The following is a 12,159-nucleotide window of genomic DNA, read 5'->3' on the forward strand; positions in this document are numbered from 1 at the left end:
GATGTTGACAGGTCAGACCGCGGTAATCACGGGCGGAGCGCAGGGGCTGGGTCTGGCCATCGCTGAACGCTTCGTCGCCGAAGGCGCGCGAGTGGTACTGGGCGATGTCAACCTCGAGGAAACGCAGGTGGTGGCCAAGCAGTTGGGTGGCGATGACGTCGCGGTCGCGGTTCGGTGCGATGTCACCCAGTCTTCGGACGTCGAAACTTTGATCCAGACCGCGGTCGAGCGTTTCGGCGGCCTGGACATCATGGTCAACAACGCCGGCATCACCCGGGACGCGACGATGCGCAAGATGACCGAGGAGCAATTCGATCAGGTGATCAACGTGCACCTGAAGGGTACCTGGAACGGCACCCGACTGGCCGCCGCCGTCATGCGCGAAAACAAGCGCGGCGCCATCATCAACATGTCCTCGGTGTCGGGCAAGGTCGGCATGATCGGCCAGACCAACTACTCAGCGGCCAAGGCCGGCATCGTCGGCATGACCAAGGCGGCCGCAAAAGAGCTGGCCTACCTGGGCGTCCGGGTGAACGCGATTGCACCTGGTCTGATCCGCTCGGCCATGACAGAGGCCATGCCGCAGCGCATTTGGGATTCCAAGGTCGCCGAGGTGCCGATGGGCCGGGCCGGCGAGCCCAGCGAGGTCGCCAGCGTGGCGCTGTTCCTGGCTTCGGATCTGTCGTCGTACATGACCGGCACCGTTATGGAAATCACCGGCGGCCGCCACCTATGAGTGCCGAGGCCGTCATCTGTGAACCCGTTCGGACCCCGATCGGTCGCTACGGCGGAATGTTCAAGGCGTGCAGCGCCGTAGACCTCGGCGTCACCGCTCTCAAAGGCCTGCTCGAGCGGACCGGGCTGGCGCCCGACGCCGTGCAGGACGTGATCCTCGGCCACTGCTATCCCAACAGCGACGCGCCGGCGATCGGGCGCGTGGTGGCGTTGGATTCCGGTCTGCCGGTGACGGTTCCGGGCATGCAGGTCGACCGGCGGTGCGGGTCGGGCCTGCAGGCGGTCATCCAGGCGTGCCTGCAGGTGGGCGCCGGGGACGACGACCTCGTCGTCGCCGGCGGCTGCGAGAGCATGAGCAATGTCGCCTTCTACTCCACCGACATGCGTTGGGGCGGCGCCCGCAACGGTGTACAGGTGCACGACGGGCTGGCCCGGGGACGGACCACCGCCGGCGGCCGGAATTACCCGGTGCCGGGCGGAATGCTGGAGACGGCCGAGAATCTGCGCCGCCAGTACGGCATTTCACGTCAGGAGCAGGACGAGCTCGCGGTGCGATCCCACCAGCGCGCCGTCGCCGCGCAGAAAGACGGCGTCCTGGCCGAGGAGATCATCGGAGTCGCGGTCCGCACCCGCAGCGGCGAGGAACTCATCGACACCGACGAACACCCGCGCGCCGATACATCGGTCGAGTCGCTGGGCAAGCTCAAACCCCTTCTGTTGAAGGATGATCCGGAGGCGACGGTCACCGCGGGCAACGCCAGCGGGCAGAACGACGCCGCATCGATGTGCGTGGTCACCACACCGGAGAAGGCCGACGAATACGGTCTGAAGCCGTTGGTGCGCCTGGTGTCCTGGGGCGTGGCGGGGGTCGCACCGAACGTCATGGGCCTCGGGCCGGTGCCCGCGACCGAGGTCGCACTGGCCAAGGCGGGCCTGCAGCTGTCCGACATCGACCTCATCGAACTCAACGAAGCCTTTGCCGCGCAAGCGCTTGCGGTGATGCGGGAGTGGAACTTCGGCGCCGCCGATCACGAACGGACCAACGTGCACGGTTCGGGGATCTCGCTGGGCCATCCGGTGGGCGCGACGGGCGGCCGGATGCTGGCCACCCTGGCACGCGAACTCCATCGCCGTGAGGCGCGCTACGGCCTGCAGACGATGTGCATCGGCGGCGGGCAGGGCCTGGCGGCCGTCTTCGAACGGGTCGCATCGCGATGATCGTTTCGGCGTTGCCACTGGACGGTCTCACCGTCGTGGAGGTGTCGAGTTTCGTCGCCGCTCCGCTGTGCGGCATGACGCTGAGTCAGCTTGGTGCGGAAGTCATCCGAGTCGACCCGATCGGCGGCGCATCCGATGTGCAGCGGTGGCCACTGGCCGCGGACGGCACCTCGATCTATTGGACCGGCCTGAACAAGGGAAAGCGTTCGGCCACCATCGATCTGCGTTCCCCGGAGGGCCATGAACTGGTCCAGCGGCTGATCGTCGAGGGTGACGGCATCGTGGTGACAAACGCCGCGGGATTGTCCTGGCTCAGCCACGAAGTGCTGGCGGCCACGCGCCCCGACGTGATTCACGTTCAATTGCTCGGGCGCGGCGACGGTTCCACCGGAGTGGACTACACGGTCAACGCGGGGCTGGGCTATCCGCTCGTCACCGGTCCGACCGATCATGGCGGAGCGATCAATCACGTGCTGCCGGCCTGGGACGTATGCTGCGGCCTGTACGCCGCGCTGGCGGTCGTCACCGCCGTGCGCCACCGCGAGCAATCCGGGACGGGAGCGCGGATCAGCCTGGCGTTGGAGGACGTCGCCCTGGCCACCGCGGCCAACCTGGGTTTGCTGACCGAACCGCAAGTCAATGGGACGCAACGCGAACGGCTGGGTAACGCTATCTACGGCCAGTACGGGCAGGACTTCGTCAGCAGCGACGGTGCCAGGTTCATGGTGGTCACCTTGACCGGCAGGCACTTTCGCGACCTGCTCGCGGTGACGGGCACCGGCGCCGCGGTGTCGGCGCTCGCCGAGGCGCTGGGCGCGGATTTCGGGTCCGAGGGCGACCGCTACCGCTACCGTGACGTGCTGTCCAGTCTGTTCGCCACCTGGTTCAGCGATCACACCGCCGACGAGATCACCACCGCGCTGTCCGCGACCACGGTGCTGTTCGAGCGGTACCGCACCTTCGCCGAGGTAGCTGCGGGGCCCAAGGTCACCGACAATCCGATGTTTTCCCGGCTGCGGCAACCCGGTCTCGGCGAGTACTTCGCCCCGGGCCTGCCGGCCGCATTCGACGGCACACATCCGGCCAGCGCTCCCGCGCCGGCCCTGGGACAGGACACCGCCGACGTCCTTGCGCGCCTGGGGTTGAGCGCCGCCGACATCGAGCGCCTGACCAACGCCAAGACCATCGCCTGCTGAGCCGCCGGAAGGGAAACACAGCACATGACCAAACTCGCCCAGACCCTCGGATTGACCGAGGTGCAGACCGAGATCATCGCCACCGTAAGAAAATTCGTCGAGAAGGAAGTCATTCCCCACGCGGCCGAACTGGAACGCAGTGACACCTACCCGCAGGCGATCGTCGACCAGATGCGCGAGATGGGCCTGTTCGGCCTGATGATTCCGCAGGAGTACGGCGGTCTGGGTGAGTCGCTGTTGACCTACGCCCTGTGCGTCGAGGAGCTGGCACGGGGCTGGATGAGCGTATCCGGCGTGCTGAACACGCATTTCATCGTGGCGTACATGCTGCGCCAACACGGCACCGACGAGCAGAAACAGCGGTTCCTGCCGCGGATGGCAGCCGGTGAGACCCGCGGCGCCTTCTCGATGTCGGAGCCGGAGCTGGGTTCCGACGTGGCCGCGATCCGCACCCGGGCACGGCGGAACACCGACGGCACCTACACCATCGACGGCCAGAAGATGTGGCTGACCAACGGCGCCACCTCCACGCTGGTGGCGGTGCTGGTGCGCACCGACGAGGGGTCGGACAAACCCCACCGCAACCTCACCGCGTTCCTCGTCGAGAAGCCGGTCGGTTTCGGTGAAGTCGTTCCCGGCCTGCGCATTCCGGGCAAGATCGAGAAGTTGGGCTACAAGGGCATCGAGACGACGGAGATGATTTTCGATGGCTACCGGGCCGGCCCCGACGACGTGCTCGGCGGCACCACCGGCCAGGGCTTCTTCCAGATGATGGACGGCATCGAGGTCGGCCGCGTCAACGTGTCGGCGCGCGCCTGTGGTCTCGGGATTCGTGCCTTCGAGCTCGCGGTGCGCTACGCGCAACAACGCCAGACCTTCGGCAAGCCGATCGCCGAGCATCAGGCCATCGCCTTTCAGCTCGCCGAGATGGCCACCAAAGTCGAAGCAGCACACCTGATGATGGTCAACGCGGCGCGGCTGAAGGACTCGGGCGAGCGCAATGACGTCGCCGCCGGGATGGCCAAATACCTGTGCAGCGAATACTGCACCGAGGTAACCCAGCAGAGCTTCCGGATCCACGGCGGCTACGGCTATTCCAAGGAATACGAAATCGAGCGGCTGATGCGCGACGCCCCATTCCTGCTGATCGGTGAGGGCACCAGCGAGATCCAGAAGAACATCATCAGCAAGCGACTGCTCGCCGAGTATCAGGTGTAAGCAGATGAGCGTTCCGGAATTCGCTGCGCGGCCTCAACTTTCCGAGGACGTCGCGCGGCTCATCCGCGGGCGGATATTCGATGGGGCGTACGCCGCCGGATCGTATGTCCGGTTGGACCAATTGGCCGCCGAGTTGGGTATCAGTGTCACACCCGTGCGTGAGGCACTTTTCGCGCTGTGCGCCGAAGGCCTGATCAACCAGCAGCCGCGCCGGGGTTTCGTGGTGTTGCCGGTCACCGGACGCGACGTCACCGATGTGGCGAACGTGCAGGCGCACGTGGGTGGTGAGTTGGCCGCGCGGGCCGCGCTCAACATCACCGATGATCAACTGCACGAGCTCAAGGAGATCCAGGCGCAGCTGGAGGAGGCCTATGCCGGCGACGAACACGAACGGACCGTGCGGCTGAATCACGAATTTCACCGCGCCATCAATGTCGCGGCGGACTCGCCCAAGCTCGCTCAGCTGATGTCGCAGATCACCCGGTATGCCCCGGAATCGGTGTTTCCCGCCATCGAGGGCTGGCCCGAGCAATCGATGCAGGACCATCGGCGGATCCTGTCCGCGCTGAAAAAGCACGACGACCAGCTCGCCCGCGCGGCGATGTCGGAACACCTTGCCGCCGGCGCGGTGCCGTTGATCGACCACCTGGTGGCGCGCGGGGTGGTGGCCGACGGGGGCGGCCAAACGTCCTCGTGAATCCGCCTCGGCGGCAACGCAGAACTGTCAGCCCTGGACCCGGGTCCCCTGAGCCCGGTCTGATAACATCTCGCGCAGTCGACGGATGTCGACCTTGCCGGTGCCGCCGCGCGGAACGTCGTCGCCGGAATCCAGCAGCAGCCACACCGTCGGGACCTTGAAGGCGCTCAGCAGAGTTCGGGCGGAGCGGCGCAGCTGGTCGGCGCTCAGCGCACGGCACACCACCGCCGCGCCCACCCGGTTGCCCGCAGCGCCGGGAACATTGATGACGAAGGCGTTGTCGATGCCGTCGATCGCGCGCAGGGCGCTCTCGACCTCACTGGGGTAGACGGTCGCGCCGCTGACTTTGAACATGTCGTCGGATCGCCCGTGATAGAACAGGAATCCGTCTTCGTCGAGGTGGCCGAGGTCACCTGTGGGGTAGAAGCCGTCGGCGGTGAACAGGTCCTCGCGGGTTCGCCCGCAGATGCCGCGCAGCGTGTGCGGTCCGCGGATGTGGATCATCCCGGTGGCGCCCGCCGCCACGGGCGCGCCGCTGTCGGTGTCGACGATGCGGACCTCCATGCCGGGGAAGGGTTTTCCGCAGCTGCCCCACGCCGACGCGGGCATGTCGGTATCGGCGGGGTAGCCGCAGTACGGGCCGAAGGCTTCGGTCATGCCGAACAAGGTGGCGCGCGCGCCGGGCTGGGCGCGCTGCTCGGCCGGCAGCACGGCCTGCAGGCTCCCCGCGTGTAGGGTCGACAGGTCCGCGCCCACCTTGCCGGCGTGCCGCGCCAACGTCTCGGCCTGGTCCGGCCAGCCCCGAAACAGCGTGACCCGTTCGTCTTCCAGCAGTTTCAGGGTCGTTTCGGGCCGGGGAATTTCTTCGGTCACCAGGGTGGCGCCGGCCAGCAGGGCCGAGAGTATTCCGCTGCCGAAGCCGCCCACCCAGAAGAAGGGCATCGGCAGATACAGCCGGGTCTCGGCGGTGATGCACCGCGCCGCGAGGCCCGACCGCACGGCGCCCAACGCGCTGCCGTGCGAGTGGATGACTCCCTTCGGGGAACCGCTGCTGCCCGAGGTGAACATGATCACCAACGGGTCGGCGGGCGTGACCGTCGACGCCATGGGGCCGACGATGTTGCGGGCCTGTGCGCTCGCGCCGGCGTTATCGAGCCGGTCGGCCGGCCAAATCTCGTGTAATGCAGGAAGATCGGTTCTTCGCACCGTCGCGAGGTCGTCGAGGTAGCGGTGGCCGCGAAATTCCTCGACGCTGACCAAGAACTGCACCGCGGCCGCCCGCAGCTGCGCGGCCAGCTCCGCGACCGTCAGTAGGGTGCTCAGCGGGACCAGCACCGAACCGATACGGGTCAGGGCGATGGCGACCTGCACCCAGCGGGTGCTGTTCGGCATGATGAGTCCCACCCGGGTGCCCTTGCCCACGCCCGCCTCGATGAAGACCGCAGCCAAGTCCTTTGTGGTGGAGTCGAGTTGGTGGTAACTGATCCGGGAGGTCGGATCGATCACCATCGGCGCGTCGCCGTCGTGGTCGGCCCGCAACCGCACCAGTTCGTCGATGGTGCTAGACATCGAAGAGCTCTCTGAGTCGCCGCATGTCGACCTTGCCACTGGACAGCAGCGGAATCTCGGCGCCGCGTAGGGCGAGGAACCGTTTGGGAATCTTGTACGCGGACAGTTCCGTTTTCAGCAATGCGACCAGTGCGGCTGCGTCGAAATCCGCGGCTCCTCCTGGCTGCACGACCACCGCGGCGACGATTTGCCCGCGCCGGGCGTCGGGGATGCCGATCACATAGGCCGGCGCCCCGCCGGTGACCCTGGTGATGGTCTTTTCCACTTCGGCTGCCGAGACGTTGGCGCCCGCCGTCTTGATCATCGCGCTGCGCCGACCGACGAAATAGACGAATCCGTCGGCATCGATGCGCACCAAATCGCCGCTGTGGAACCAACCGTCGGCATCGAAACACTCTTCCCGGCTGCGCTTGTAGTAGCGCTGCATCAGGTACGGCCCGCGAAGGCACAGTTCGCCGACCTCGCCGACCGCAACGGCGGCCGCGCTGTCGGGATCGATGACCTTGGTCTCGAATCCCGGTGCCGGCTTGCCGAACGAGCCGCGCCGGTGTTCGGGTTGGTCGGATTCGTCATCACCGATAAGCACGACGCTGCCGGCCTCGGTCATCCCCAGCATGTTGTGCCGCAGTTCCGGGTCGGCCGGGCGCGCGCCCGGAGCCATGATCGGGTATAGGTTGCCGCGCCGCATCGACGCCAGGTCACGTCGAGGGTAGCTCGGATGGTCGGCCAGGTGGGCGATCCCGGTCACGAATCCATTCGTGACGGTGGGCTTTTCGGCTTCCAACAGGTCGAGCGTCGCCCCCGCATCAGTGGCGTTGGAACACACCAAGGTCGATCCGGCCATCAAGGCCGCGAGTAGGCCGAACGCAAGCCCGCCGATCCAGAAGAACGGCGAGTTGCAGAACAGCCTGTCGTCGGCCGTCAAGCCCCGGATCCGGTTGAGGTTGCGCTGATGCGCGAGCAGGCTGCCGTGCGTGTGCACCGCCCCCTTCGGGGCGCTAGTGGAGCCCGACGTGTACACAATCGCGAGCGGATCACCCTCCGCGACGTCATCTTCCAGCGCCGTCAGCAGCGCCGGATCGACGGCGTCGGCCAGCCGGTGCACCGGCTCGTGAGTGATCGCCACGTGGCGCAGCTGCGGTGCCGCGGCACACCACAACCGGAACCCGAGATCGGCGCCGGAGAATATCTCGGACAGTCGCTGCACGTAATCGTGAGAGCGAAACGATGCGGCAGTCAACAGGATTCCCACATCGCTGTCGACCAGTTGCTCGCGCAGCTCGCGGGCGGTGGCGAAGGTGGAGAACGGGACCACCACGGCACCGATTCGCGCCGCGGCCAGCATCCCGACGACGAACTCGGGTCCGTTCGGATACAGCAGCCCCACATGGGTTCCCTTGCCGGCGCCGAGGCCAATCAGACCGCGGGCGAGTCCCGCCGACCGGACATCGGCCTCGGCGTAGCTGATCCGATCGGCATCGCAGACCAGAAGCGGGTGATCACCGCGTAAACGTGCTTGCTGCCGCAGGATCTCGGCGACTGTCAACGGATCAACGGGCATGGTCGCGCTGCACCGCGGGCTCGCGGAAGAAGTCCCGAATTGCACCGAGATCGGCCTTCCCCGAGGGTGTCCGGGGGATGGCGTCAACGATCGCGATTTCGGTGGGTATCTCGTAGCGGGCCAGCCGCTCTCGTAGATACTCCACCAGCGCGTCGGCGTCGGCTCGTTCGCGTAGCTCAACCATCGCGACCGGCGTCTCGCCGAGCCGCTCGTCAGGTCGGGCGATCACGGCCGCACCGGCCACTGCGGGGTGTCTCTCCAGTGCCATGCGGACGTCGTCGGGCATCACCTTGAAACCGCCGCGGATGATCGCCTGGTCGGCGCGGCCCACGATCCAGAGAAACCCATCGGCGTCGATCCGTGCCATATCCGTGGTCCGCATCCACTGCGCGGCGGGCCCCAGTTGGCCCGGCTTGACTTCCAGCAGGCCGACTTGGCCCGGGCCCAACGGGGTTCCGTCGTCGGCCACGACCCTGAGTTGGGCGCCCGGATTGGCCCGACCGACGCTGCCTCGTTTGGTTTGCCAGTACCGCTGGTACTCGGCAAGGGTCCAGCCCGCCACACCACCGCCGAATTCGGTTGCCGCATAGGAGGTCAACACCGGGATGCCGTACTTCTCGGTGAAGGCATCGGCATCCTCTGCCGACAGCGGCGCCGTCCCGCAGGTGACGGCCTTCAGACTCTGAAGGTCGGCGCGCGGAATATCGGAGTGCAAGACGGTGCGGAGGGCGGCCGGTACCAGCGACGCCGCGCGGGGCCGATACTTGCGCACCGCCGCGGCCCAAGCGTTCAGCTCGAATCGTTCCAGCAGCACGAACGCTCGCGCCTCGGCGATGCATTGCAGCACCCGGAACACGCCGCCGATATGCACCAGCGGCGAGTTCACGATCGCGACGCCTCGGCGCAGCTCTCGAGGCGGCGCAGCCTGTTCGGGATCCGGCCCCATCACGCTGCGCGCCAACATGTCGTAGCCCAGATCGATTCGCTTGGGCGGGCCCGTGGTGCCGCTGGTCAGCATGCGCACCGCGACACCGGACGGCGACGGGGTGCCGCCGGTGGGCGGCGCGGACACGTCGACGTCGTCCAGCAGGCGCGAAATCGTGATCGTCGGCGTGCCCGCGGCAACCAGCGTCGCCAGATCGTCGCGCTCGCCGACGATCACGGGGAGCTGCAGTCCCGCGATGTCGGTCTTGGTGCGCTCGTCGCCGCGAGAGGGGTTGATGACCACGACCGTTCCGCCGCCCAGCAGCACGCCCAGAAACGCGCCCACGTGTCCCGGCCGGTTGCGCAACAGCATCCCGATCTCGCCTCCGGCGGTGACCGCGGCGATGCGGTGTGCCGATGTGGCGAGTTGGGCCCAGGAGATCCATTGGCCGCCATACTCGATGGCGTGCGCGTCCGGTTCCAGGTCGAGCACGTCGGCGATGCGTTGAACCAGCGGGTGACGCGACATCAGCGAATCTTCGGTGTGCGCGCGGAGCCGCGGGCTTCCGAATCGCTCTGAGCGGCCAGCTCGGCGGTGCCCAGCGGGTTGCCCAGCCGGGTGTAGATCAAGTTCTGCGCCATCGCCGTGCGATACGGCTTGTCCAGCGACTCCCAAATCGCTTTGACGGTGCCCGCGGTCGCGGTCGGCGGATTGGCGGCGATGGTCGACGCAATCTCGTGGGCGCGGTTCCACAGCTGGTCGGCGGCGACGACCTCGGAGACCAGTCCGATTCGCAGCGCTGTGTCGGCACTGACACGCTCGTCGTTGCCCATCAGGGCGATGCGCAACGTCTCGCCCAGTCCGATCCGCCGCATCAGGCCGACCGGCTCCAGTGCGCAGACCAGGCCGGCCGACACGTGAGAGTCGAAGAACGTGGCGTCTTCTGCGCAGATGACCACGTCGGACTCGTTGACGAAGTAGAACGCGCCAGCGGTGCACATTCCCTGAACCGCGCAGACCACCGGTTTCCACATCTTCTGCCACTTGGGGCTCAGCAGCTCCCCGGGATCCTCGTGGTTCCAGATGTTTTCGGGCTGGCCGTACGGTGTCTTGATGTCAAGCCCGGCACTGAACGCGCGGTCTCCGGCCGCCCGCAGCACCACCGCATGCACCGACTCGTCGAGTTTGACCGTGCGCCAGGCGCGGGCCATCTCCTCGCACATGGTGCGGTTGAACGCGTTCAGCTGATCGGGGCGATTCAGCGTGATGGTGGCGACATGGCTGTCCGCGTCGACGTCGAGCAGGATGGTTTCGAAGGTCATCGGCATTGCCAATTCGGTTTGCGTTTCTCGACGAACGCCCTGGGGCCTTCGGCCGCGTCCTCGGTGCGCAGCACACGTTCGCGGAAAGTTTCGGCGAGTATCTCCGCCTCGTGCAGTGGCACGTTCAGGCCCTTGAGGATCGCCAGTCGGGTGCCCCGAACAGCGAGCGGCGCATTGGAATTGACGATCTCGGCGATCTCGTGAGCTCGCTCCAGCAGGTTGTCGTGCTCGACGATCTCGCTGATCAGCCCGAGCTCGTAGGCGCGTTGTGCGCTCATTCGCTCGTGCTTGCCCATCAAGGCCATTCGCAGCGCGATCGAGCGGGGCAACACCCGAGACACCCGCACCAGTTCCCGGCCGGCCACCAATCCGATGCTGACGTGTGGATCGAAGAAGGTCGCCTGCTCGGAAGCGATGACGATGTCGGTCGTCGTGACCCAGTCCATCCCGGCGCCACAGCAGATTCCGTTCACGGCGGTCAGCACGGGCTTGGCCATGGTGCGGAACGGCGGCGTGCCCTCCTGGGGCGCCTCCCATTGGTCGTACGTGGACAGGTACGGCCGCTCGTAGATCACTTTGCCGTCTTCGGGGATCTCTTTGACGTCGGCGCCGGTGCAGAACGCGCGGCCGGTGCCGGTCACGATGGTCAGCCATACGTTGTCGTCGTTTTCGGCCTCGTCGTAAGCGGCTCGCAGCTCGGTGATCATGTGTGGGCTGAGCGCATTGAGCGCATCCGGGCGGTTCAGGGTGACAGTCGCGGTGTGCCCGTCGACTTCGTACTTGATCGTGTCGAACGAATCAGTGGGCATTGATCATCCCTTCGATCATCGGCCATCGAATTTCGGTGGGCGTCGCTGCCGGAAGGCCTCCAGGCCCTCCTTGAAATCGCTTGTCCGGCAGGACAGTTCCAGGTTGAACAGCTCCTGGGTCAGCGATTGGCTCAGCGTTGCTTGCTGGCCGAAGTTCAGGGCCTGTTTGGCCAGGCCGATTGCGGCCGTCGGTCCGGAGGCCAGTCGGCGCACCAACTCCTCGGCGGCGTGGTCGAGGTCGGGTGTGCCCACCGCCTGGTGAATCAATCCCCAATCGGCCGCATCCGGCGCGCTCACCTTCTCGCCGAGCAGCAGCATGCGCCTGGCCCGCGCCATGCCGACGAGCCGGGGCAGTAACCAGGTGGATCCGGAGTCCGGGCTGAACCCGCGGTCGATGAAGGGCTCCCAGAACACCGCATCGTCGGCGGCCACGGTGAAGTCGGCGGCCAGCGCGAGGTTGCAGCCGAATCCCACGGCCCAGCCCCGCACGCTGCACACCACCGGCAACTGGATGGTCGCCACGAGCTCGATCACCCGGTGCGCGGCGTGCGGGATCCGTCGGACCAGATCGCCGGTGCGGGGACGCTGCCCGCCCGGATTGTTTGCGGCCACCCAGTCGGCGCCGGCGCAGAAGTCGTCGCCCGCGCCGCGGATGTGGACGGCTCGCAGCGAATCGTCGGCGCCGGCATCGGTCAGTGTTTGGACCAGATTACCGATCATTAACTGCGTCAACGAATTACGCCGGGATGGACGGTCGATCGTCACCCGTAATACCGCGCCGTCGCGGTGCACTGTTACCGAACCCTCGGCACCGGCCGTGTCGGCCCCCTGACTCACCGTCGAATCCGGCCTTTCTTCGCCGATACGGTTACCCATACAGTAGGCAATACGATTGATACGCTGTATAAG

The 12,159-nt window shown here is 66.7% G+C and carries 11 protein-coding genes; 5 read left to right on the forward strand and 6 right to left on the reverse strand.

What is annotated here, in order from left to right; all coding sequences use genetic code 11:
* Window position 1: 1 nt before the first annotated feature.
* The 5 genes from fabG to MTY59_RS16630 are packed head-to-tail and all read left to right on the forward strand — an operon-like array spanning window position 2 to window position 5,064.
* Complete coding sequence (gene fabG, locus MTY59_RS16610) at window positions 2-736, forward strand: 3-oxoacyl-ACP reductase FabG (protein ID WP_221042118.1); 735 nt, start codon at window positions 2-4, stop codon at window positions 734-736.
* Window positions 733-1,953 carry an acetyl-CoA C-acetyltransferase gene (locus tag MTY59_RS16615; protein ID WP_221042119.1) on the forward strand — a complete coding sequence of 407 codons (1,221 nt, stop codon included), beginning with the start codon at window positions 733-735 and terminating at the stop codon, window positions 1,951-1,953. The genes fabG and MTY59_RS16615 overlap by 4 nt, the downstream gene beginning before the upstream one ends.
* A complete protein-coding gene (locus MTY59_RS16620) occupies window positions 1,950-3,149 on the forward strand; it encodes a CoA transferase (protein ID WP_221042120.1) in 1,200 nt (399 codons plus the stop codon). Before MTY59_RS16615 ends, MTY59_RS16620 begins: the two co-directional genes overlap by 4 nt.
* A gap of 24 nt (window positions 3,150-3,173) precedes the next feature.
* On the forward strand, window positions 3,174-4,367 hold the full coding sequence (locus tag MTY59_RS16625; RefSeq protein ID WP_221042121.1) for an acyl-CoA dehydrogenase family protein: 1,194 nt from the start codon (window positions 3,174-3,176) through the stop codon (window positions 4,365-4,367).
* 4 nt (window positions 4,368-4,371) lie between these two features.
* The gene (locus MTY59_RS16630; protein WP_221042122.1) at window positions 4,372-5,064 is read left to right on the forward strand and encodes a GntR family transcriptional regulator; all 693 of its coding nucleotides are present in this window, start codon (window positions 4,372-4,374) and stop codon (window positions 5,062-5,064) included.
* Between the two features lie 27 nt (window positions 5,065-5,091).
* Here the strand turns inward: MTY59_RS16630 and MTY59_RS16635 are convergent, their stop codons facing one another.
* The 6 genes from MTY59_RS16635 to MTY59_RS16660 are packed head-to-tail and all read right to left on the reverse strand — an operon-like array spanning window position 5,092 to window position 12,087.
* Window positions 5,092-6,633, reverse strand: a complete 1,542-nt coding sequence (locus tag MTY59_RS16635; protein ID WP_221042123.1) for a class I adenylate-forming enzyme family protein — start codon at window positions 6,631-6,633, stop codon at window positions 5,092-5,094.
* Entirely contained in the window at window positions 6,626-8,194 is a 1,569-nt protein-coding gene (locus tag MTY59_RS16640) for a class I adenylate-forming enzyme family protein (protein ID WP_221042124.1), read from the reverse strand. Before MTY59_RS16640 ends, MTY59_RS16635 begins: the two co-directional genes overlap by 8 nt.
* Entirely contained in the window at window positions 8,184-9,647 is a 1,464-nt protein-coding gene (locus tag MTY59_RS16645) for a class I adenylate-forming enzyme family protein (RefSeq protein WP_221042125.1), read from the reverse strand. Before MTY59_RS16645 ends, MTY59_RS16640 begins: the two co-directional genes overlap by 11 nt.
* On the reverse strand, window positions 9,647-10,447 hold the full coding sequence (locus tag MTY59_RS16650) for an enoyl-CoA hydratase/isomerase family protein (RefSeq protein ID WP_221042126.1): 801 nt from the start codon (window positions 10,445-10,447) through the stop codon (window positions 9,647-9,649). The genes MTY59_RS16645 and MTY59_RS16650 overlap by 1 nt, the downstream gene beginning before the upstream one ends.
* Window positions 10,438-11,250, reverse strand: a complete 813-nt coding sequence (locus MTY59_RS16655; RefSeq protein ID WP_221042127.1) for an enoyl-CoA hydratase/isomerase family protein — start codon at window positions 11,248-11,250, stop codon at window positions 10,438-10,440. Before MTY59_RS16655 ends, MTY59_RS16650 begins: the two co-directional genes overlap by 10 nt.
* Before the next feature lie 15 nt (window positions 11,251-11,265).
* On the reverse strand, window positions 11,266-12,087 hold the full coding sequence (locus MTY59_RS16660) for an enoyl-CoA hydratase/isomerase family protein (protein WP_221042128.1): 822 nt from the start codon (window positions 12,085-12,087) through the stop codon (window positions 11,266-11,268).
* Window positions 12,088-12,159: the final 72 nt, after the last annotated feature.

The organism is Mycobacterium senriense (assembly GCF_019668465.1).
Taxonomy (GTDB): Bacteria; Actinomycetota; Actinomycetes; order Mycobacteriales; family Mycobacteriaceae; genus Mycobacterium; species Mycobacterium senriense.